Genomic DNA, 21766 nt, shown 5'->3' on the forward strand with positions numbered 1-21766 from the left:
TCGTTGGTTGGGTGAATGAAGTGTGCAGGCCTGAACTTAAGGACAACTTAGATTCCTTGGCCTAAGTTTTCCGGCTCCGCCGGGCCCCGGCTGATTGCCTTTCGTACAAGATTATTCTATGCTCAAAAGGGCCTGTTCCTGCCGCTTTCCGTCGAGCGAAGATTGTTCGACATCAATCGCTGGCTAGAAACCTTAGCAACTATGCTATTTCATCACATGGGGCTGGAGGGTGTCGCACGCAAGAACTTGTAGGAAACTGTTACACAAAGCAAGTTCGTCTTTACAGGCGGGGGCGGGGCTCAGGCGGGGCTCAATCAGGCGCTGGTGTCGATGTGGCGGCCCAGGGTTTTCTCGCTCTGGCGGCGATCCTGTTGGGCGTGTTTGTCGGCGGCCTGGGCGGCGCGGCGCTGCAGCGCGGTGGCGTCGTCGTTGGACTGGGCGCGGCTGCGCTGGGTGTCGCTATTCTTTTCCACCCGGGTCTGCACCGCGCGTTCGGCGCCGTTGCTGCGCTGTTCGCGCTCGACGCTCTCGGCCGAGCTCGCCTGCTGGGCGCGCTGCTGCTCGCGGTGGGCGCGGGTTGCGCGCTGGTTGGCCGCCTGCACGCTGTCGAGCGGGGTGCTGATGCGCGAGGACGAAATCACATTCGCCGCCATGAAACCCTCCAATAGAAATTGCCGACAGGCTACTCTTCCAATGTAGAAGCCCGGCTGCCTGAAATCAAGCTCTATCGCATCTGGCGGCGCCGAATTACGTTAAACTATCGCCTGTGCCGGCACTGCCGGCCTCTCTCATAAAGCATCCCATTGAAAACCAAAACCCCAGTCCAGCCGCACTACTTTGTTCCGGAACCGCTCGATAACGCGCGTCTGGCCCATCTGTGCGGCCCCCTCGACGAAAACCTGCGGCAGATTTCCGCCGCGCTCGACGTCACCATCTTCCGGCGCGGCGAGAAGTTCATCGTCAGCGGCCACAACGCCGAACGGGCGGTGCAGATCCTGGAACAGTTCTACGCGATCGCCAACAAGATCGTGCCGATCGAGGAAGTGCAACTGGCGCTGGTCGAGCAGCGCGCCGGCCTGGCGGTGGCCAACGCCGCCATCGCCGCCGCCTCGGCGCCGGACCTACCGCGCGCGGTCGAGGCGCCGTTCGTCGAGCCCGACATCAACAGCCCCATCCTCAAGACCCGCCGCGCCGACCTGCGCGGCCGCACGCCGCACCAGATCCGCTACCTGCGCAACATCCTGGAGCACGACATCAGCTTCGGCGTCGGCCCGGCCGGCACCGGCAAAACTTACCTGGCGGTGGCCTGCGCGGTCGACGCGCTGGAGCGCGACGCCGTCAAGCGCATCATCCTGACCCGCCCCGCGGTCGAAGCGGGCGAGCGCCTGGGCTTCCTGCCGGGCGACCTGGCGCAAAAGGTCGATCCCTACCTGCGTCCGCTGTACGACGCGCTGTACGACCTGCTGGGCTTTGACCGCACGCAGAAAATGTTCGAGAAGCAGGTGATCGAGATCGCGCCGCTGGCCTATATGCGCGGGCGCACCCTGAACCACGCCTTCGTCATCCTGGACGAGGCGCAGAACACCACCGTCGAGCAGATGAAGATGTTCCTGACCCGCATCGGCTTCGGCAGCAAGGCCGTGATCACCGGCGACGTCACCCAGGTCGACCTGCACAAGAGCCAGAAGAGCGGCCTGGTCGACGCGGTCCAGGTGTTGAAGGATGTGCGCGGCATCGCCTTCAGCCACTTCAACAGCGAGGACGTGGTGCGCCACCCGCTGGTGGCGCGCATCGTCGACGCCTACGAGACGGCGCACAACCACGAAGCGGAAATCGCTCCCCTCCTCAAAGCCACCGCCCTCAAAAATGTCCGCAAAAAATAAACTGACGCTGTCGGTGCAATATCCCGACGCCCGCCTGCAGGCAAGCATCACCCGGCCGAAGATCCGCCGCTGGGTGCAGGCCGCGCTGTTCGCGCCGGCCGAGCTGACGATACGCTTCGTCGACGCCGAGGAAGGCCGCACCCTGAACCGCGACTACCGCGACAAGGACTACGCCACCAACGTGCTGACCTTCGCCTACAACGACGGCGAAGAATTACCCGACGACGCGCCGACCCAGGCCGACATCATCCTCTGCACCGACGTGCTGGAGCGGGAAGCGGCCGAGCAGAAGAAAACCGTGGAAGAACACGCCGCCCACCTGATCGTCCACGGCGTGCTGCACGCGCAAGGCTACGACCACATGGACGACGAGGAAGCGGCCGAGATGGAAGGCATCGAAACCGACATCCTGGCCGGCCTCGGCTACGCCGATCCCTACGCCGACTGAGCGGACGGAGCTGTCTTTTTGACAAAAACGGCTCCACCTCCCCATTTGGTGTATCCTATACCCCTTCGTAACAACGGCTCACGCCTCCTATGCAAGAGCACTCTAGTGGCGTCAAGAATGACGCCAAACCCCATCGGTCACTGTTTGAACGCCTGACCGCACTGATATCCCCCGAGCCAGAGAACCGCGCGGAACTGCTCGAAGTTCTGCATGACGCCCACGAGCGCAACCTGATCGACGCCGACGCCCTGTCGATGATCGAAGGCGTGTTCCAGGTGTCGGATCTGTCCGCCCGCGACATCATGATTCCCCGCTCGCAGATGGATGTCATCGACATCTCCAAGCCGATCGAGGAATGGATGCCGCAAGTGCTGGCCACCGCCCACTCGCGCTTCCCCGCCATCGAAGGCGAGCGCGACAAGGTGATCGGCATCCTGCTGGCGAAAGACCTGCTGCGCTACTACGCTGAAGAATCGTTCGACGTGCGCGACATGCTGCGCCCCGCCATCTTCATCCCCGAATCGAAACGCCTGAATGTGCTGCTGCGCGACTTCCGCGCCAACCACAATCACATGGCGATCGTGGTCGATGAATACAGCGGCGTGGCCGGCCTGATCACCATCGAGGACGTGCTCGAGCAGATCGTCGGCGACATCGAGGACGAATACGATTTCGACGAGGAAGAGGACAACATCCTGTCGATCAAGGAGGGCGTGCACGGCCCGCGCTGGCGCATCAAGGCGCTGACCGAGATCGAACAGTTCAACGAGGAACTCGACACCGCGCTGCCGGACGACGACGTCGACACCATCGGCGGCCTGGTCGCCAAGCACCTGGCGCGCATGCCGCACAAGGGCGACGTGTTCGACATGGAAGGCTTGCGCTTCGAAGTGCTGCGCGCCGACGCCCGCCAGATCCACGTGCTGCTGGTGGAGAAACTGCCGGCCGCCGACGACGCCGGCGACGACGCATAATGCGTTTTCGCCGCGCCGATCCGAACGCTCCACCCAAGCCGCAACGCTCCACCCGTGGCCGCATGGCCATCACCGCCGTGGCCGGCGCGTTGTGCGTGTTCGCCTTCGCGCCGTTCGGCTGGTGGCCGCTGGAGCTCCTCGGCCTGGCGACCTTGTTCTACCAGGTGCTGCGCAGCAGCGACGTCAAGGCCGCCGGCCTGATCGGCTGGGCCTTCGGCTTCGGCTGGACCGCCGCCGGCACCCACTGGCTCTACGTTTCCCTGCACACCTACGGCGCCATGGCGGCGCCGCTGGCCGCCGCCGCCGTGCTGCTGCTGGCCTGGGGCATGGGCTTCTACGTGGCGCTGGCGATGGCCGGCGCGGCCTGGCTGCGCAAGCGCTGGGCGCTGCCGCTGCCGGCCGCCAACCTGCTGGTGCTGCCGGCCATGTGGGCGCTGTTCGAATGGATACGGGGATGGCTGTTCACCGGCTTCCCATGGCTGTCGGCCGGCTACGCCCACAACCACAGCCCGCTGGCCGGCTTTGCGCCGGTGATCGGCATGTACGGCCTCGGCTGGCTGGCGGCGGTGATCGCCGGCGCCCTGCTGTTGCTGGCGCACCGCACCCGCCTGCGCGCGGCCGGCCTGATCGTCGCCATCCCGGTGGCCGGCGTCGCCCTGGGCTTCTTGCATTGGACCTACCCGGAAGGCAAGCCGATCTCGGTGCGCCTGCTGCAAGGGAATATCCCGCAAGACGAAAAATTCAACGGTTCGCGCGTGATGTCGGCGCTCAAGCTGTACCAGGACGCCATCACGGCCGCCCCGGCCGACCTGATCGCCACGCCGGAGACGGCCATCGTCATGCTGCCGCAGCAGCTGCCGCCGGATTATTTGCCCGGCATCGCCCAATTCCTCAACAAGACCAACAGCAACCTGATCCTGGGCATCCCGCTGGCCGACAGCCAGACCGCCTACTTCAACAGCGTGATCGGCATCCCGTCGCGCCTGGGTTCCAGCTATTACCGCTACGACAAGCACCACCTGGTGCCGTATGGCGAATTCATTCCGTTCGGCTTCCGCTGGTTCGTCAACCTGATGTCGATTCCGCTGGGCGACCAGACCAGCGGCCGCGACATCCAGCCCTCGTTCACCATCAAGGACCAGCGCGTGCTGCCGAACATCTGCTACGAAGACTTGTTCGGCGAAGAGATCGCCGACCAGTTGAACAACCCGGCGCAGGGCCAGAAAGCGGCCACCATGCTGCTCAATGTCTCGAACCTGGCCTGGTTTGGCGACACCATCGCCATTCCCCAGCATTTGCAGATCTCGCAGATGCGCACGCTGGAGACCGGCCGCCCGATGCTGCGGGCGACCAACACCGGCGCCACCGCCATCATCAATGGCGAAGGCAAGGTGGTCCAGCAGCTGCCCGTCAACACCTTTGGCGCGCTGGCGGCCTCGGTGCAGGGCATGGGCGGCAGCACCCCGTACATCCTGTGGGGGAACAAGCTGTTCCTGGCGCTGGCCGCGCTGTCGCTGGCGGGCGCATGGTTTGGGGCCAGGCGCGCAAAAAACCAGCCCAAAGCCGCTTAATCTCTACAGGCTCCCAGTAAAACCCGCTAAAATTGCCGCTTTAGCGCAACTGCAACCGCGCGCCCACGGGCTGCGCCACCGACCACACAAGATGCTGACATTTCAACAAATTATCCTGACCTTGCAAACCTACTGGGACAAGCAAGGCTGCGCCCTGCTCCAGCCCTACGACATGGAAGTCGGCGCCGGCACCTTCCACACCGGCACCTTCCTGCGCGCGATCGGCCCGGAGCCTTGGCGCGCGGCCTACGTGCAGCCATCGCGCCGCCCGAAGGACGGCCGCTACGGCGAGAATCCCAACCGCGGCCAGCACTACTACCAGTACCAGGTGGTGATGAAGCCGGCTCCGGAAAACATCCTGGACCTGTACCTCGGTTCGCTGGAAGCGCTGGGCCTGGACCTGAAGCAGAACGACGTCCGCTTCGTCGAGGACGACTGGGAATCGCCGACCCTGGGCGCCTGGGGCCTGGGTTGGGAAGTCTGGCTGAACGGCATGGAAGTGACGCAGTTCACCTACTTCCAGCAAGTCGGCGGCCTCGATTGCAAGCCGGTGCTGGGCGAGATCACCTACGGCATCGAACGCCTGGCGATGTACCTGCAGGGCGTCGAGAATATGTACGACCTGGTGTGGACCAGCTGGGAAGAGAACGGTGTAACCAAGACGCTGAAGTACGGCGACGTGTTCCACCAGAACGAAGTGGAGCAGTCGGCCTACAACTTCGAGCACTCGAACACCGAGTTGCTGTTCGCCCAGTTCAACAACCACGAATCGGAAGCCAAGCGCCTGATCGAGCTGCAACTGACCCTGCCTGCGTATGAGCAGATCATGAAGGCTTCGCACAGCTTCAACCTGCTGGACGCGCGCGGCGCCATTTCCGTGACCGAACGCGCCGCCTACATCGGCCGCGTGCGCACCCTGTCGCGCCTGGTCGCGCAAGCCTACTACGATTCGCGTGAACGCCTGGGCTTCCCTATGGCCATCGCCTTGGCGACCGCCGTCGCCGCCGAATAAAACGATATAAATAATATGACTCAAACTCTGCTCATCGAACTGCTGACCGAAGAACTGCCGCCGAAGGCGCTCGCCAAACTGGGCAAGGCTTTCGCGGACGGCATCGTCAACGGCCTGAAATCGCGCGACTTCCTGGAAGCCGACAGCGTCGCCACCCCGTACGCCTCGCCGCGCCGCCTGACCGTCTCCATCACCAAGGTGCGCGCCACCTCGCCGGACAAGGCGATCCGCGAAAAAGTGCTGCCGGTGTCGGTGGCGCTGGACGCCGCCGGCAACGGCACGCCGCCGCTGGCCAAGAAACTGGCCGCGCTGGGTTTCCCCGACCTGACCGTGGCCGAGCTGGAACGCGCGCAGGACGGCAAGGCCGAAAGCTTCTTCTACACCTACACCGCTGCCGGCAGCGCGCTGCAAGCGGGTCTGCAAACGGCGCTGGAAGAATCGGTCGCCAAGCTGCCGATTCCCAAGGTGATGAGCTACCAGCGTCCCGACGGCGCCACCGTGCAGTTCGTGCGTCCGGCGCACAGCCTGATCGCCCTGCATGGCGCCACCGTGCTGCCGTTGACCCTGCTCGGCCTGACCGCGTCCAACGTCAGCGAAGGCCACCGCTTCCTGACCGCGCCGGGCCAGCGCATGATCACCATCGCCAACGCCGACAGCTACGCCGCCACCCTGGCGAGCGAAGGCAAGGTACTGGCCGGCGTCGAAGAACGCAAAGAGAAAATCCGCGCCGAGCTGCTGGCCAAGGCCGGCGCCGACCAGGTGCTGATGCCTGAAGCGCTGCTGGACGAAGTGGCCGCGCTGGTCGAATGGCCGGTGGTCTACGAGTGCAAGTTCGAGGAAGAGTTCCTGGCCGTGCCGCAGGAATGCCTGATCCTGACCATGCAGACCAACCAGAAATACTTCGCGCTGACCGACGCCAACGGCAAGCTGCGTTCGCGCTTCCTGATCGTCTCCAACATCGCCACCGACACGCCGACCGCCATCATCGACGGCAACGAGCGCGTGGTGCGCCCGCGCCTGTCCGACGCCAAGTTCTTCTTCGAGCAGGACAAGAAGAAAACGCTGGAATCGCGCCTGCCGCTGCTGGAAAAAATCGTCTACCACAACAAGCTGGGCACGCAGGCCGCACGCGGCGAACGCGTGGCCGCGCTGGCCGCGTTCATCGCCGGTGCTATCGGCGGCGACGCCGCCCTGGCCGCCCGCGCCGCCAAGCTGTCGAAGGCCGACCTGGTCACCGAGATGGTCGGCGAGTTCCCTGAGCTGCAAGGCATCATGGGCACCTACTACGCCCGCAACGACGGCGAGCCGGAAGATGTGGCGCTGGCCGCGTCCGAGCACTACCAGCCGCGCTTCGCCGGCGACGCCTTGCCGTCCACCGTCACCGGCACCGCCGTGGCGCTGGCCGACAAGCTGGAAACCCTGGTCGGCATCTGGGCCATCGGCCTGGCGCCGACCGGCGACAAGGATCCGTTCGCGCTGCGCCGCCACGCGCTGGGCGTGCTGCGCATGCTGATCGAGAAGCGCCTGCCGCTGGCTGTCTCCGGCCTGCTGTCGCACGCCGCGCAGCTGTTCGCCTCCGTGGCCGGCTTCAAGGACCCGAGCGCCGACGTCTACACCTTCATGATCGACCGCCTGCGCGGCATTTTGCGCGAGCGCGGCTTCTCGCCGAACGAAATCGAAGCGGTGGTGGCCCAGAACCCGGACCGCCTGGACGACATCGTGCAGCGCCTGGAGGCCGTGCAGGCCTTCGCCGCGCTGCCGGAATCGGCCTCGCTGGCCGCCGCCAACAAGCGCATCACCAACATCCTGAAGAAGAACGAAGAGGCGCTGGCCGCCGCCGGCAACAGCGGCGTCAACGCCGCGCTGCTGCAGGACGCCGCCGAGAAGAACCTGCACGCCGCCGTGGTGCGCGTGCTGCCGGAAATCGACGCCGCCTTCAACCAGGGCGACTTCGCCGCCACGCTCAAAACGCTGGCGCAGCTGCGCGAGGAAGTCGACGCCTTCTTCAACGACGTGATGGTGATGGCCGAGGATGTCGCCCTGCGCAACAACCGCCTGGCCCTGCTGTCGTCGCTGCACGGCATGATGAATCGCGTGGCCGACATTTCGAAGCTGGCGGCCTAAATGGGTGGGCCGTCCATGAAACTGATCATTCTCGATCGCGACGGCGTCATCAACCACGATTCGCCGGACTTCATCAAGTCGCCGGCCGAGTGGATCCCGGTCCCCGGCTCGCTCGAAGCGATCGCCCGCCTGAACCAGGCGGGTTATCGCGTGGTCGTGGCGTCGAACCAGTCGGGCATCGCCCGCGAGTTCTTCGACATGACCATCCTGAACGCGATCCACCAGAAGATGCACAGCCTGGCGCAGCAAGTGGGCGCCAGCATCGACGCCATCTTCTTCTGCCCGCACGCCGCGGCCGACAGCTGCGATTGCCGCAAGCCGAAGCCGGGCATGTTCACGGAAATCTCGCAGCGCTATAAAATCAGCCTGAAAGGCGTGCCGACCGTCGGCGATTCGCTGCGCGACCTGCAGGCCGGCTATGTCAGCGGCTGCGTGCCGTACCTGGTCCTGACCGGCAAGGGCGAGAAAACCCAGGCCACCGGTGGCCTGCCACCCGGCACCATGGTTTTCGCCGACCTGGCCGCGATGGTCAATCACCTGCTGAAAACCAGCGCCCCGCCGGCGCTGCACGTCGTTAGCTAAACAGTTTTGGAGTCTGCATTGGGTCATCCCGTCTTGTTTCTGCGTTCCCTGATTTTCACCATCGTCATGGTGGTATCGACCATCGTCTGGGCCTGCGTGTGCCTGCTGGCCGCGCCGCTGCCGTACAACCAGCGCTTCTACATCACCGGACGCTGGAACGTCTTCATGATCTGGTGCCTCAAGGTGATCTGCGGCATCCGCTACCAAGTCAAGGGCGCCGAGAACTTCCCGGACGCGCCGGCCATCGTGCTGTCGAAGCACCAGTCGGCATGGGAGACCATCTTCCTGCTGCCTAACATGCCGCGCCCGCTGGTGTTCGTGTTCAAGAAGGAGATCCTGTACATTCCCTTCTTCGGCTGGGCGATGGCGCTGCTGCGCATGATCCCGATCGACCGCAAGCAGGGCAAGAACGCCTTCGCGGAAGTGGTCCGCCACGGCAAGCGCCGCCTGGCCGACGGCCAATGGATTATCATGTTCCCGGAAGGGACCCGCATCCCGGTCGGCAAGGCGGGCAAGTACAAGAGCGGCGGCACCCGGCTGGCGATCGAGACCGGCGCGGTGGTGGTGCCGATCGCGCACAACTCCGGCGAGTGCTGGCCAAAAAATTCTTTCATCAAACGCCCAGGGCTTGTTACAGTATCGATAGGCAAACCGATTTCTCCGGAAGGACTAACCCCGGACGGCATGATGCAACAGGTGGAAAATTGGATAGAGTCAGAAATGCGCGTCATTTCGCCCCACGCCTACAACGCTGGCTAGATGATCTGGCCACGCTGGTAAAGCCGGCGTCGCCGAAAGACGACGCCAGCCAACTGGACCTGTTCGGACGGGAGGCGCAGTCGTCTCTCAAGCCGGTGTACACCGCACCGGTATGGTCGATTCCGACCGCTCCCGCCTCGAATACCCCTACTCCCGTTTCGCCCTACGTGGCGCCGCCGCAGACCGCCGTGCCGGTCAAGCCGCGCGCGCAGACGCCGCCGCCGTCCGACCAGCTGCCCAAGCGCCAGCTGATGGTGGGCGACTTCGTGCTCGAATATTCGCTGCGCCGTTCGACCCGCCGCTCGATCGGCTTCATGATCGACGACGAGGGCCTGCGCGTGACGGCGCCCAAGCGCATCAGCATCGCCGAGATCGACAACGCCATCCGCACCAAGCAGCACTGGATACTGAGCAAACTGAAAGAACGCCGCGAACGCCGCGCCGCGCGCCTGGAGAAGCCGCCGGTGGAATGGGTGGATGGCGCGCAGCTGCCCTACCTGGGCGCCGACATCACGCTGCGCCTGCTGGTGGGCGGACGCAATCGCAGCAGCTACAACCCGGCCACGCGCGAGCTGTCGATGGTGCTGGTGCCCGGCGCCACCGAGACGTTGCTCAAGGAGCGGGTCAAGTCCTGGTACCAGCAGGAAGCCAAGCTGCTGTTCGAGCAGCGGCTGGACGTGTTTGCGGAGCGGCTGGGGGTGCGCTATCACTCGTTCGGCCTGTCCTCGGCCGGCACGCGCTGGGGTTCCTGCACGGTGGACCGCAAGATCCGCCTGAACTGGAAGCTGATCCACTTCTCGCAGCCGTTGATCGACTACGTGATCGCGCACGAACTGTCGCACATCCTGGAGATGAACCACAGCGCGCAGTTCTGGAACACGGTGGGCCTGATCTATCCCGAATACGAGGAAGCCAAGAACCTGCTGCGCAAGCGCGCGCAGGAGCTGCCGGTGCTGTTTCCCTAGCATTCGGCCGGCCTGGCCGGCTGCCATTTCAGCAAGCCTGCCGATAAATTAATTTACTCAGGACAACAAGTTGCATATGTTATAATTGATAGTGAGAAAACTATTATTTAACTATTGCAATGAATTTGACAAAACTCACCCTCGCCTGCGCACTGACTTCCACCCTGGCCGCCTGCGGTGGTGGAGGTGGCGGCAACACCTCCACTCCTGATGCCGGTCTGGCGGGCGCTCACACCATCAGCGGCGTGGCCGCCAAAGGCCTGATCAAGGACGGTATCGTCGGCGTGTATGCCTACGATGCCGCCGGCAACCGCTCGGCGGCGCCGGTCGCCACCGGCCGCACCTCCAAAACCGATGGCAGCTATTCGTTCAACCTGGGCAACCGCAGCGGCTTGTTCACCGTGGAAGTGAGCGCCGACCCAAGCACCACCATGGAAGACGAGTACAGCGGCACGATCAGCATGCCCGCCACGATGACGATGCGCAGCCTGGTCCAACTCGACGGCGGCAACCACAACGCGACCGGCCATGTTACGCCGTTCACCGACATGCTGGTGACCGCGGCGATGAGCGCCGGCACGGCCAACAGCCTGACCACGGCCAACGTGGCATCGGCGCAGACCGAAGTCACCAAGATCCTCGGCTTCAATCCGCTGACGACCAAGCCGCTCAACGCCAATAGCGACGCCGCAGCCAACACCACCGATACGTCGGAAAAATTGCAGTCCCTCGCGTTGGCGGCGATCTCGCAAATCGCCCATGCCGGCGGCATGGGCTGCGCCGGCACGCCGGGGGAGAAGGTCAAATGCGCGGTGAACGCAACCACCGGCACTGCAAAGATGAAAGATGGCGCCGTCAGCATCGGCGGCGGCGCCAAGGCCGGCCTGCTCGCCGCGCTGACCGCGGTGGCCAACGACCCCACCGTCAACAAGACCACACTGAAAACGCTGGATGGCCAAAGGCTGTTCGCCGACGTGGCCATCAATACCCCAACGCCGACGCCGGCCAGTCCGGTGGACGCCACGAAAACCCTGTTCGCCAGTTTGCGCACCAACCTGCAAGCCTGGTCCGACGCCAGCAAGGACGGCGGCGGCCTGAGCAAGAGCCTGGACGCGCTGAAGGCCGATTTCGACAGCGCCGTATCGCCGCTGGACCAGAGCCTGGCCGACTGGGTCGTCGTCTCCGCTCGCGGCATCGAGCTCTACAACGACTTTGTCCAGAAACGATCCACGGCCCTCAGCGTCAGCGACAGCACGGCAGCGTCGGGGCTGGCTTCGTGCGCGCTCTACAAGGATGCGGCCGCGACCGTCGCCATGAGCGGCAAGGACGTGTCGTCCGTCACGCCGAAGAGCGTTTCCTGCACGCTGAACGGCAGGATCGTCGTAGGATCGGAGCGCAACGCGGCATCCAGCGGCCTGTACACCCGCGCCATGATCGGCCGACGCATCACCCTGACGCCTGCGGCCGGCAGCAACTTCGCCTACACCGCGCGCACGCTGCGCTTCGCACAGGAATATCAAAAGGACCGGTACGGCCCCTACAACATCCGCACCTTGAGTAACCCGACGCCGGTCGGCAGCGCGGCAAGCGGCGCCATCGCCTATACGATGAACGGCAACACCGTCGCCACCGCGCTGATTGAAGGCACCTTGCCCGCGCGCACCGACGCCGGCGGCATTGTGCTCAGCGACTTCGAAACCTGGCGGGTCAAAACCGCCACCACGGCGGAAGCAGGAGGCGTCAACAACTATGCACTCTCCGGCTCCATCAGCGCGGTCAAGAACGGCGCGGAGCTCGGCACCGTCAAGCTTGCCGACACCTCCTTCGTCCGGGCCGCCACCATGGGCGACAGCTACCGCGTCATCGAAGCCAAGCTGGGTATCGTCGCCGCAACCGCCAACAGCACCATCAGCGGCACCCTGTCCCTGAGCAAATTCGATACCGACAAACACGGCAACGGCGACCTGCCCAACTACGTACAGTTCACCGGCAGCTTCACCAATAGCCGCTCGGAAAACTTCAACGGCGTCATCACGGCCGAAGTGTCGAACTACAAGAACTACGACAGCGCGGCACCGCTGTCGGCGACCAATTTCGTGCTTGCCAACGCAACGTTCAAAGGCAAGCTGAAGATCGTCAGCCGTCCCGCGCTGGCCGTCACGTTTGCCGCCCGCACCACCGGCTACAAGGCGGCCGAATACAATGGCACCTACAACGACGGCGCCAGCGTCATCACGTTCGACGGCAACAACTCGCTGCCAAGAGCGGTCCGTCTCGCCAGCGCCACCGGCGTCACGGTCACGCTGGTGGACGGCGCCAGCTACATCGACGTCTACAAGAACGGCAGCAAGACAGCGCTGATCAACACCAGCACCGGGATGATCAACTACGTCGACGGCAGCTTCGAGACACTGAACTGATCCATCATGCGTTTGATTTCCTTACTGGCCGGCCTGCTTGCGGCGGGCGGCGCCGCGGCGCAAACGGCCGTCGCCGACAGCGACATCGCCCTGCACGCCCCCAGCGCCGCCTGGCAACCGTATGCCAAGGCGCAGGCCTGGGCGGCCTACGACGCGGTGCCGATCCGCGAACTTGGCCGCGACTGGGGTAATAGCTACGCCCCGCGCAACGACCGCAACGTCTTCCTGCAGCGGGACCGCGTGGAGTTCGGCGTGGAGAAGAACGGCTGGCGCATCGGCGCGGAATACCGGCTGGAAGTGTCGCTGCAGACGAACCGCGACACGGTGGACCTGTACCATCTCTATCAAAGCCGCAGGACGCCCGACAAGGCGCTCGATTTCGCGGTGTCCGCCCATTCGAAACAATGGGCGGCGGCGGGCGCGCGCGTGGGCCGCACCTTCGTCCTGCCCGACTTCAGTGCGGGCAATCCCTTGCTGATGGTGTCGGCCGCCGTGTACGGGCACGCCCGCAATCACGACAGCAGCGCGTCCGGCAAGGTGAGCTACAAGCCCGAGACCGCCTACCGGATCGACGGCACGTATGCGAACTCGCATACGGACTACAGCTATCCGTTCATGCCGGAGGCCACGCAAAAATCATCGGGCGCCAGCATCTCGGCCGCACTGCAATGGCCGCTGAACAGCCAGCTGACCGCCAACCTGGCGGTCAACGACTTGTGGAGCCGCATGCGCTGGAGCAATTTGCCGTCGAAGACGCAACGCATCGCGTCCGACGTGCGTACGGTCGACCGCGACGGCTACCTCAACTACAAGCCGCAGATCGCCGGCCAGAACAGCTTGATCGAGCACACCGGCGCCATCGGCGCCAGTACCGCGCTGAACCTCACCTACCGCCACCAGCAATGGGGGCTGCGGATCGGTGCGCAGCGCATCGCCGGCACCACCATACCGGAAGCCATCGGCAGCTATGCCAGCCAGTGGGGAACCTTCAGCGCCAGCTACGACACACGTTTCAACATGGTAGGACTGGGATACGAACAGGGCCCGCTCCGCCTGCGCGTACGCACCGACAGCTTGCCGTTCAGCGAGGCGCGCGCGTTCAGCCTGGAGACAGCCTTGCATATGCTCTTCTGACGGCTGCCTGAGCGCGGACATCACGCTGCGCCTGCTGGTGGGCGGACGCAATCGCAAGCGCGCGCAAGAGTTGCCGGTGCTGTTACCCTGGACGCTATTTGGAACTGAGCACCGCCGTTGCACACTTCCAATCAGAACCGTTGATACCGGCATCCAGCCGCAATGATTCCAGTCCCCCATATGCCTCGGTCAACGCCTGCAACATACGTGAAGCAGCAGTACATTCATCGGGATTTCCTAGTGCCTGCATAGCAATCTTCAAGTATTCAATTGCCAGCTCTCGGTCAGCGCGCAGCTCTAGAATTTCGCACTCGTGATGAGAGACACTTGCAAAAAAAACGCTCATATTTGCCTCCGCTTCCAGTCGGCCCAATACAACTTAGCCATTCTTATGTCCGCAGCCTGATCAGGCGAATATCGAAGAACTTGCATAATCGCGTGCTCGTAGCTTAGAAGTTGTTCTGTCGGTATGCAAGGCATGCCAAGCAATGCCGATAGATTAGTATGCGGACTTTACTTTGCACTGATTGCAGCGACATCAAACTTGCGCCTGATTTTGCCAATACCACATTTACGCTTCGTCCAACTGGCATCCTTCCAAATGCAATAAAACCGTGCCCATTAGTCAAGTGGTATGGCGCCCGACCAAAATCAGTTGACGTTTCCATAACCGCAACGTACCTTGTCGCGATGGACACCACACAAAAATTCAGCCGCACCACCATCATCCTGCATTGGCTGGTGGCGACCAGCATCATCGGCCTGATCGCGCTCGGCATCTACATGGTCGAGACGGAATCCTGGCATCTGTACGACATCCACAAATCGATCGGCCTGCTGGTGTTCGTGGCGATCCTGGCGCGGCTGGCCTGGCGCTGGCGCAATGGCCTGCCACAACCGGTGCGGCCAGTGTCGCGGCTGGAGCATGTGACCGCCGTGGCGGCGCACGTGGTGCTGCTGATCCTGACTGTGGTGCTGCCGCTGACCGGCATGCTCTACTCCGGCGCCAGCGGCCACGGCTTCGGCGTCTTCGACTGGCAGCTCTTCCCCAGCCGCTACAGCGCCGGCCAGGCCGTGCCGTTCAGCGCGCACTGGTCCGACCTCGGCCAGACCATGCACGGCTACCTGGGCTACCTGCTGCTCACGCTGATCGTGCTGCACGCCGCCGCCGCATTCAAGCACCACCTGGTCGACCAGGACGCCACGCTGAAGCGCATGCTGGGCCGTCCGCCGGAATCGACATAAAAGCAAGACAGTTATCCGTATCGCAAATATCTCTCATTCGATATTAAAAGTTGCCGCATGGAATTTATCGTGATAACTTCTGCTGCACTGCCGCATAAGGGATAAATTTAATGCAACAAACTATGAAAAAGAAGACCGGCCTGGTCTTGGGTGGAGGCGCGCCGAACTCGCCTCTGATCGCCGGCGCGCTGGCTGCCTTCCTCGACCAGGAAGTCGAATTCGACGTGATTTCCGCTTCCGGAGCGGGTGTTCTGATGGGCTTGCTGTACGCGGCGCCATTGGATGGCTCGCCGCGCGAAGCGCTGAAACGCTGGGCCGATACCGGCGTCTCCGACAGCATCTACAAGATGATGCCGGTGAACTACAAGATCTTCCACAAGCCGGGCCAGGAAGCGGACGCCTTCCGCAACGCCTTCGCGCCGTCGAACAGCCATCCGGTGTTCGGCGCGATGCAGAACGTGTTCGCCCAGGGCTCGGTGCCGTGGACCGACTGGACCCAGTTGCTGATGTCGACCATGTCGCCGTCCAACCTGTCGGCCAAGAGCCTGGGCTTGTGCGCCCATGCGCCGTTCCTGGAAGGCGCGGTTGATTTCTCCGCCATCGCCAGCATGAAGCCGGAGTTCTACATCAACGCCTACAACCTGAACCAGCATCGCATGACGATCTGGGACAAGCACGAAATCAAGGCGGAACATGTGCGCGCCGCGCTGTCCTTCCCCTTCCTGTACGCGCCGACTGAGATCGACGGCGAGGACTACATCGAAGGCGCCGCGCTGGAGACGCTGAACTTCGATCCCTTCATCGAAGGCAAAGGCGATCACCACGACACCGACACGCTGATCGTGCTCGACATCCTCGGCGACGAGCGCCTGCTGCGCAAGCCGCGCAATCTGTACGACGCGTGGGTCGGTTCGATGATCACGCCGCTGGTGAAGATTTCGCAGAACCAGATCCGCCTGTTCGAGCTGGAGCACAACACCGACCGCAAGACCGGCCTGCCGAAACGCCGCCTGCTCAAGCTGGAGTTGATGGCCGCCGTGCCGGACGACCATATGCCGAACACCATGGACTGGTCGACGTCGAACATGCAGTTCCTGTTCGATATCGGCTACAAGGCGGCGACGCGCTTCTGCCGCCAGCACTCCACCGTGCTGCGCTATGCTGAAGAGACGGAACTGGCGGGCTAAGGTTGGACCAGGGCTGGCAGCAATGCCGGCAACAGCGCCAGCGTGCGGCGCGTGGCGCCGCGATGCTGGTTGGCGAAGGCCAGCGCGTTGCGGCCCATCGCCGCGCGCGCCGCGTCATCTTTCAGCAAACGCCCGGCGGCGGACATCAGCTGCGCCGCATCGGCGACGCGTTGCGCGCCACCGGCCGCCAGCGCATCTTCCGTCACCAGCGCAAAGTTAAAGGTGTGGGTTCCGATCAGCACCGGCTTGCCCAGCGCCGCCGGCTCGATCAGGTTCTGGCCGCCCAGCGGCAGCAGGCTGCCGCCGACGAAGGCCACATCGCAGGCCGCGTAGTAGGCGAACATCTCGCCCATCGAATCGCCCAGCAGCACCTCGACAGAGCCCGCCAGCGCGGCATCATTGCCGTCCAGCGCCAGCTTGCTGCGGCGCTGCACGGTCAGTCCATGCGCGCCGACCATTTTTTCCACTTCATCGAAACGCTGCGGATGACGCGGCACGATCAACAGCAGCACATCGGACGGCAAGCCGGCACGCTGCCGGCGGAACGCCTCCAGTATCAATTCTTCTTCGCCCTCGCGCGTGCTGGCGCACAGCAGCACCGGACGGGCGCCGATCACGCCGCGCAGCGCAGCGCCGATCGCCAGCGCCGCATCCGGCACCACCACGTCGAACTTGATGCTGCCGGTGATCTCCACGCGCCGCACGCCCAGCGAGCGCACGCGCTCGGCATCGGCCGCCGTCTGCGCCGCGACCAGCGAAATGCCGCGCGCGGCATCGACCAGCAGCGAACCGAAGCGGCGCGACCTGCGCAGCGAACGCTCCGACAGGCGGGCGTTGGCCAGCACCACCGGCACGCGGCGCTGGCCGCATACCGCGATCAGGTTCGGCCACACCTCGGTCTCCATCAGGATGCAGACCGCAGGTTTGAAATGTTTGATGAAGCTGCCCACCATCGTCGCCGTGTCATACGGCAGGTACGATTGCACCAGCCGCGCGCCATGCTTGGCGAACAGCGTCTTGCCGGTGGCGCGCCCGGTCGGCGTCATGTGGGTGAGGACGATGCGGCTGTGCGGATACTCGGCCAGCAAGGCGTCGATCAAAGGTTCGGCGGCGCGGGTTTCGCCCACCGACACCGCATGCACCCAGAGCGTCGGCGAGGACGAGGCGGCGCCACGGTAGAAGCCCAGTCGCTCGCCCCAATGCTGGCGATAGCCCGGTTCCTTGCGGCCGCGCAGCCACAAGCGCGCCAGCACCAGCGGCAAGGCCAGGCACCACATCACGGAATAAAAAATACGCATGACGATTCTTATGACTGCGCGAGCAGGCTGCGCGCCGCCGCCAATACTTCGGCCACCGACGGCGGCGTGCCGCGATCGCCCAGGTTGATGATGCGCGGCGACCAGTTGCCCTCGGTCTTCCAGCGCGGCGAATCGGCATAGATCTCCACCGTCGGCCGCACGAAGGCGGCGGCGATATGGGTCAATCCGGTATCGACGCCGATCACCAGGCCGGCGTGACGCGCCAGCAGCATGGCATCGGCCATCGACAGCTTCGGCAGCACGCGCGCGTTCGGCAGGCCGGCGGCCAGTACTTCGGCTTCGGCCTTTTCCTTGGGCGAGCCCCAGGGCAGCAGGATGGGCATGGGCGCCAGTTCGCGGCCCAGCGCCATCCAGTTCTCCGGCGCCCACTTCTTCGGATCGCGCGCGGTGCCGTGGAAGTAGACGACATAAGCTTCGGCCGGCATCCAGTCCGGACGCGGCTCGCCGGCCGACACTTCCGGCAGGCCGAAATCGGCCGGTGCATCGACCGCGTAGCCCAGCGCCGCGCCGGCCACCAGACGGCCGCGCGCCACCGCGTGCGTGCGCGGATCGGTCGGTATGCTCAGATTGTGGAAGATGCGCGAGACGCCTTCGTAGCCGGAGCCTTCGCTGCCGTTGGCCAGGCCGACCTTGCGGCCGCCCTTCACCACCCGGGCTGCGCCCATGATGATGCCGGTCTTGAGCAATCCCTGCGTATCGAACACATAGTCGTACTGCTGCCGGCGCAGGGTACGGAAAAAATCCTTGATCTCGGCGCGGGTCTCGGGCTTGCCGAGACTCTTGCGCCAGCGCCGCAGCGCAAACGGAATGATGGTGCGCACGCGGGCGTTGAGCCGCACCAGGCTGACATAGCCCTCCTCCACCACCCAGTCGATATTCGCGTCCGGGAAATGGCGGGCGATATCGGCCACCATCGGCAGGTTGTGCAGCACGTCGCCCAGCGAGGAGACGCGCACCAGCAAAATGTTCAGCGGCTTGCGGCCGCCCGCTTGCGCCGTCATGCGCTTAGAACGGCAGTTCCGCGTCCGGCTTGGCAGCCAGGATCACGCTCTTGAACTGGCCCTGGATGCGCGCCAGCGCGGCCGGCGTTTCGGCCTCGAAGCGCATCACGATCACCGGCGTGGTGTTGGACGAACGCGCCAGGCCGAAGCCGTCTTCGTATTCCACGCGCAGGCCGTCGATGGTGATGATCTGCACATTGCCGGGGAACTTGGCGTCGGCGCGCAGCTTGTCCATGACGATGACGTTTTCGCCTTCGCTCAGGTGCAGGTGCAGCTCGGGCGTGCTGTCCGATTGCGGCAGCGAGTTCAGCAGCTTGGACGGATCGGCTACACGGGTCAGTATCTCCAGCAGGCGGGCGCCGGAATACAGGCCGTCGTCGAAACCGTACCAGCGGTCCTTGAAGAAAATGTGGCCGCTCATTTCGCCGCCCAGCGGGGCGCCGGTTTCGCGCAGCTTGGCCTTGACCAGCGAGTGGCCGGTCTTGTACATCAGCGGCACGCCGCCGTGCTTGCTGATCCACGGCGCCAGGTGGCGGGTGCACTTGACGTCGTACAGAATCTGCTCGCCCGGATGGCGGCTCAGCACGTCGGCCGCGAACAACATCATCTGGCGGTCCGGGTAGATGATCTGGCCATCCTTGGTGACCACGCCCAGGCGGTCGCCGTCGCCGTCGAAGGCGATGCCCAGCTCGGCGTCGGTCTGCTGCAGGCAGCGGATCAGGTCTTGCAGGTTTTCCGGATGCGCAGGATCGGGATGGTGGTTGGGGAAATTGCCGTCCACTTCGCAGAACAGTTCGACCACTTCGCAGCCCATGCCGCGGAACAGGTCGCCCGCGAACGCGCCGGCCACGCCGTTGCCGCAGTCCACCGCGATCTTGATCGGACGCGCCAGCTTGACGTCGCCGATGATGCGCTCCAGGTACTGGGCGCGGATGTCGTGGGTGCTGTAGCCGCCCTGCGCGGCCGCCGACGAACCGTCGTGGTCGACGATGCGCTGGTACAGCGCGGTGATGGCGTCGCCGTGGATCGCTTCGCCGGCCAGCACCATCTTGAAGCCGTTGTAGTCCGGCGGATTGTGGCTGCCGGTGACCATGATGCCGGACGCGGCGCCCAGCACGTTGGTGCCGAAGTACACCATCGGCGTGGCCACCACGCCCAGGTCGATCACATCCACACCGGCCGCTTGCAGGCCTTCGGCCAGCGCCGCCGTCAACACCGGACCGGACAGGCGACCGTCACGGCCGATCACGACTTTCTTTTCACCCTTGGCCAGCGCAGCCTGGCCGAAGGCCTGGCCGATCTGGCGCGCGACGCCCGCATCCAGCGTTTTATCGATAATGCCGCGGATGTCGTAAGCCTTGAAGATCGTTTTAGATAAAGAAACCATAGTGTGGGATGTATTCGAAAAAAGTGAAAGCGGCTGGCTTCGCCAGCCGCAGGTTATCGGAGTGCCAGCAGTTTAAACCTTTAAGCCGGCGATGTCTTTACCGGCGTCCAGCCAATCCTTGACCCATTTCGGCTGGCGGCCGCGGCCGGTCCAGAGTTGCGAGGCGTCGGCCGGATTGCGGTAGCGTGGCGCCACGCTGCCGGTCTTGGCGCGCACGGCGCCGCCGACCAGGTCTTTCACCGGCAGGCCCACGCTGTGGGCGATGGCCAGTATCTGTTCGCGCGCCTTGGCCAGGTCCTGGCTTTCGCGCTGTTTTAATTCGCGCTTAACCTGCTCTTGCAGATTACGCAATTCGGCGGAGGACATATTCGACAGATCCATGGGGTATTCCTTTTAAGTGAGGTGATATAAAGCCCGGCGGGAATATATTACATCAACATAAAAAAGTCAGGTTTTCTTATGACGTATCATCCAGCGCGGGGCTTTAAAGCGGACGATGCGGACATATATCCAGATGTAACTGATGATAAACAAAATACAGAAAACCATTAATGCCCAGGTATGGCGCCACAATACCGTGGCCGGTATCACCGCCATCAGCGAAAACAGCCATAAATACGGCGACGTCATCGAATTGCGGCGTATCAGCGCGCGCGCCTCTTTGCGGCCGACCGCCCATTGCACCACGCGGCGGAAGATCAGGCTATGCAAATGTATGCCGTCCGGCATGGCCGGAGATTTTCCACGGACAAACATGCGGCGATAAACGGAGAATAAGGTTTCAAAGGTCGGATAGATGAGCAGCAGCGCCGCGTACCAGGTAGAAACCTGCGGGTTGCGCATCACCAGCAGCAAGGCCAGCTCGCCCAGCATGAAGCCGATAAAATACGCGCCGCCGTCGCCCAGGAAGATCATGCCGACCGGGTAGTTCCAGATCAGGAAGCCGGCCGTGGCGCCCGCCACCATCAGCGCCGCGATCAGGACGAACATATCGTTGACCTGCAAGGCCACATAACCGAGCGACAGCAACATGCAAATGCACACCACGCTGGCCAGGCCGTTGAAACCGTCGATGATATTAACCGCGTTGGCGATGCCGGCCACGGCCAGCACCGTCAGCGGCAGGGTCAGCCACATATATTGCAGCGGCCAGGCGGAAAACGCCCAGTCGATGCGGTCGACGCGGGCGTCGAGCAGGAAATAGCCGAGCGCGGCGGCGGCCATGGTCAGCACCAGGCGGCGGGTGGCGCTGACGCGGCCGGTGTAATCCTCGACGATGCCGCCGACAAAGGCCACCGAGGAACAGGCCAATAGCGACATCAGCCAATGCGTCATGGCCGGCACCCGCCAAATGGAAATAAAAGAACTCAGCGCCACCGATAAGAATATCGATAAGCCGCCAATCCGGGCGACATGGTGGGCATGCACTTTTTGCACGCCCATGAAATCGGAATCGAGCGCAGGACCGTGCAATCTCGCTTCTTTAATCACCAGCAGGGTTAGCAGCGCGGAAGCGACAAAGCTCAGTAAAAAGGAAAACATATTTTTCTATACAAAATTACCGGATGCGCTAACCGATAAGGATGGACTACACGCTAAGCCGCGATTGTACCGGATTAAGCGGGCAGGTCCTGAATTGACGGCCGGTAATAGCCGTCCGGCGTCAAACATTGGACAGTTTTGCAACGTCAGGCGCAAGAAAACATGCCGGCGCGCGGTCTGGGCGCGTCGGCATGATAGCAGCAGCGTCGGGTG

General features: G+C 63.7%; 20 protein-coding genes. 13 read left to right on the forward strand and 7 right to left on the reverse strand.

Annotated features, from left to right (window positions below):
- Nucleotides 1-314: 314 nt before the first annotated feature.
- A complete protein-coding gene (locus AC1RMD_RS16230; RefSeq protein ID WP_492927710.1) occupies nt 315-653 on the reverse strand; it encodes a hypothetical protein in 339 nt (112 codons plus the stop codon).
- A 150-nt stretch (nt 654-803) separates the two neighbouring features.
- On the opposite strand from AC1RMD_RS16230, the gene AC1RMD_RS16235 reads away from it, so the two are divergent.
- The 11 genes from AC1RMD_RS16235 (at nt 804) to AC1RMD_RS16285 (ending at nt 13872) form a co-directional block, all read left to right on the forward strand.
- Nucleotides 804-1883, forward strand: a complete 1080-nt coding sequence (locus AC1RMD_RS16235; protein ID WP_492927711.1) for a PhoH family protein — start codon at nt 804-806, stop codon at nt 1881-1883.
- On the forward strand, nt 1867-2331 hold the full coding sequence (gene ybeY, locus AC1RMD_RS16240; RefSeq protein WP_492927712.1) for an rRNA maturation RNase YbeY: 465 nt from the start codon (nt 1867-1869) through the stop codon (nt 2329-2331). The genes AC1RMD_RS16235 and ybeY overlap by 17 nt, the downstream gene beginning before the upstream one ends.
- Before the next feature lie 89 nt (nt 2332-2420).
- Nucleotides 2421-3305 carry a CorC family transporter gene (locus tag AC1RMD_RS16245; RefSeq protein ID WP_492927713.1) on the forward strand — a complete coding sequence of 295 codons (885 nt, stop codon included), beginning with the start codon at nt 2421-2423 and terminating at the stop codon, nt 3303-3305.
- Nucleotides 3305-4876 carry an apolipoprotein N-acyltransferase gene (gene lnt, locus AC1RMD_RS16250; RefSeq protein ID WP_492927714.1) on the forward strand — a complete coding sequence of 524 codons (1572 nt, stop codon included), beginning with the start codon at nt 3305-3307 and terminating at the stop codon, nt 4874-4876. Before AC1RMD_RS16245 ends, lnt begins: the two co-directional genes overlap by 1 nt.
- A gap of 91 nt (nt 4877-4967) precedes the next feature.
- Nucleotides 4968-5888, forward strand: a complete 921-nt coding sequence (gene glyQ, locus AC1RMD_RS16255; protein ID WP_492927715.1) for a glycine--tRNA ligase subunit alpha — start codon at nt 4968-4970, stop codon at nt 5886-5888.
- Nucleotides 5889-5903: 15 nt separating this feature from the next.
- Nucleotides 5904-8012, forward strand: a complete 2109-nt coding sequence (gene glyS / locus AC1RMD_RS16260; RefSeq protein ID WP_492927716.1) for a glycine--tRNA ligase subunit beta — start codon at nt 5904-5906, stop codon at nt 8010-8012.
- A 15-nt stretch (nt 8013-8027) separates the two neighbouring features.
- Nucleotides 8028-8594 carry a D-glycero-beta-D-manno-heptose 1,7-bisphosphate 7-phosphatase gene (gene gmhB, locus AC1RMD_RS16265; protein WP_492927717.1) on the forward strand — a complete coding sequence of 189 codons (567 nt, stop codon included), beginning with the start codon at nt 8028-8030 and terminating at the stop codon, nt 8592-8594.
- Nucleotides 8595-8660: 66 nt separating this feature from the next.
- Nucleotides 8661-9353: a lysophospholipid acyltransferase family protein gene (locus AC1RMD_RS16270; protein WP_492927940.1), complete on the forward strand. Its 693-nt coding sequence runs from the start codon at nt 8661-8663 to the stop codon at nt 9351-9353.
- Between the two features lie 5 nt (nt 9354-9358).
- Nucleotides 9359-10318, forward strand: coding sequence for a M48 family metallopeptidase (locus AC1RMD_RS16275; RefSeq protein WP_492927941.1), 960 nt, complete (start codon nt 9359-9361; stop codon nt 10316-10318).
- 125 nt (nt 10319-10443) lie between these two features.
- The gene (locus AC1RMD_RS16280) at nt 10444-12738 is read left to right on the forward strand and encodes a hypothetical protein (RefSeq protein WP_492927718.1); all 2295 of its coding nucleotides are present in this window, start codon (nt 10444-10446) and stop codon (nt 12736-12738) included.
- Nucleotides 12739-12744: 6 nt separating this feature from the next.
- Entirely contained in the window at nt 12745-13872 is a 1128-nt protein-coding gene (locus AC1RMD_RS16285; RefSeq protein WP_492927719.1) for a hypothetical protein, read from the forward strand.
- A 94-nt stretch (nt 13873-13966) separates the two neighbouring features.
- Here AC1RMD_RS16285 and AC1RMD_RS16290 read toward each other — a convergent pair whose 3' ends face one another.
- Nucleotides 13967-14218: a hypothetical protein gene (locus tag AC1RMD_RS16290; RefSeq protein ID WP_492927720.1), complete on the reverse strand. Its 252-nt coding sequence runs from the start codon at nt 14216-14218 to the stop codon at nt 13967-13969.
- Nucleotides 14219-14562: 344 nt separating this feature from the next.
- Between AC1RMD_RS16290 and AC1RMD_RS16295 the strand changes: the two genes are divergently transcribed.
- A complete protein-coding gene (locus AC1RMD_RS16295; RefSeq protein WP_492927721.1) occupies nt 14563-15117 on the forward strand; it encodes a cytochrome b in 555 nt (184 codons plus the stop codon).
- A gap of 122 nt (nt 15118-15239) precedes the next feature.
- Nucleotides 15240-16304, forward strand: a complete 1065-nt coding sequence (locus tag AC1RMD_RS16300; RefSeq protein WP_492927722.1) for a patatin-like phospholipase family protein — start codon at nt 15240-15242, stop codon at nt 16302-16304.
- Here the strand turns inward: AC1RMD_RS16300 and waaA are convergent.
- From waaA to AC1RMD_RS16325, 5 genes are all read right to left on the reverse strand, one after another.
- Nucleotides 16301-17602, reverse strand: a complete 1302-nt coding sequence (waaA, locus tag AC1RMD_RS16305; protein ID WP_492927723.1) for a lipid IV(A) 3-deoxy-D-manno-octulosonic acid transferase — start codon at nt 17600-17602, stop codon at nt 16301-16303. The two genes, AC1RMD_RS16300 and waaA, sit on opposite strands and share 4 nt — an antisense overlap.
- An 8-nt stretch (nt 17603-17610) precedes the next feature.
- Nucleotides 17611-18624, reverse strand: a complete 1014-nt coding sequence (gene waaC / locus AC1RMD_RS16310; protein ID WP_492927724.1) for a lipopolysaccharide heptosyltransferase I — start codon at nt 18622-18624, stop codon at nt 17611-17613.
- A 4-nt stretch (nt 18625-18628) separates the two neighbouring features.
- Nucleotides 18629-20011 carry a phosphomannomutase/phosphoglucomutase gene (locus AC1RMD_RS16315; RefSeq protein ID WP_492927725.1) on the reverse strand — a complete coding sequence of 461 codons (1383 nt, stop codon included), beginning with the start codon at nt 20009-20011 and terminating at the stop codon, nt 18629-18631.
- A gap of 72 nt (nt 20012-20083) precedes the next feature.
- Entirely contained in the window at nt 20084-20392 is a 309-nt protein-coding gene (locus AC1RMD_RS16320; RefSeq protein ID WP_492927726.1) for an H-NS histone family protein, read from the reverse strand.
- Between the two features lie 66 nt (nt 20393-20458).
- Nucleotides 20459-21553 carry an MraY family glycosyltransferase gene (locus AC1RMD_RS16325; protein WP_492927727.1) on the reverse strand — a complete coding sequence of 365 codons (1095 nt, stop codon included), beginning with the start codon at nt 21551-21553 and terminating at the stop codon, nt 20459-20461.
- Between the last annotated feature and the right edge of the window lie 213 nt (nt 21554-21766).

This window comes from Duganella sp. GW822-FHT06D06 (assembly GCF_058799615.1).

Coding starts and splice junctions, on each gene's coding strand:
- glyQ (WP_492927715.1), top strand. CDS start 4,968: ATGCTGACATTTCAACAAATTATCCTGACCTTGCAAACCTACTGGGAC.
- AC1RMD_RS16290 (WP_492927720.1), bottom strand. CDS start 14,218: ATGAGCGTTTTTTTTGCAAGTGTCTCTCATCACGAGTGCGAAATTCTA.
- waaC (WP_492927724.1), bottom strand. CDS start 18,624: ATGACGGCGCAAGCGGGCGGCCGCAAGCCGCTGAACATTTTGCTGGTG.
- AC1RMD_RS16245 (WP_492927713.1), top strand. CDS start 2,421: ATGCAAGAGCACTCTAGTGGCGTCAAGAATGACGCCAAACCCCATCGG.
- waaA (WP_492927723.1), bottom strand. CDS start 17,602: ATGCGTATTTTTTATTCCGTGATGTGGTGCCTGGCCTTGCCGCTGGTG.
- AC1RMD_RS16325 (WP_492927727.1), bottom strand. CDS start 21,553: ATGTTTTCCTTTTTACTGAGCTTTGTCGCTTCCGCGCTGCTAACCCTG.
- AC1RMD_RS16315 (WP_492927725.1), bottom strand. CDS start 20,011: ATGGTTTCTTTATCTAAAACGATCTTCAAGGCTTACGACATCCGCGGC.
- AC1RMD_RS16270 (WP_492927940.1), top strand. CDS start 8,661: ATGGTGGTATCGACCATCGTCTGGGCCTGCGTGTGCCTGCTGGCCGCG.
- ybeY (WP_492927712.1), top strand. CDS start 1,867: ATGTCCGCAAAAAATAAACTGACGCTGTCGGTGCAATATCCCGACGCC.
- lnt (WP_492927714.1), top strand. CDS start 3,305: ATGCGTTTTCGCCGCGCCGATCCGAACGCTCCACCCAAGCCGCAACGC.
- glyS (WP_492927716.1), top strand. CDS start 5,904: ATGACTCAAACTCTGCTCATCGAACTGCTGACCGAAGAACTGCCGCCG.
- AC1RMD_RS16285 (WP_492927719.1), top strand. CDS start 12,745: ATGCGTTTGATTTCCTTACTGGCCGGCCTGCTTGCGGCGGGCGGCGCC.
- AC1RMD_RS16230 (WP_492927710.1), bottom strand. CDS start 653: ATGGCGGCGAATGTGATTTCGTCCTCGCGCATCAGCACCCCGCTCGAC.
- AC1RMD_RS16300 (WP_492927722.1), top strand. CDS start 15,240: ATGAAAAAGAAGACCGGCCTGGTCTTGGGTGGAGGCGCGCCGAACTCG.
- AC1RMD_RS16320 (WP_492927726.1), bottom strand. CDS start 20,392: ATGGATCTGTCGAATATGTCCTCCGCCGAATTGCGTAATCTGCAAGAG.
- AC1RMD_RS16295 (WP_492927721.1), top strand. CDS start 14,563: ATGGACACCACACAAAAATTCAGCCGCACCACCATCATCCTGCATTGG.
- gmhB (WP_492927717.1), top strand. CDS start 8,028: ATGAAACTGATCATTCTCGATCGCGACGGCGTCATCAACCACGATTCG.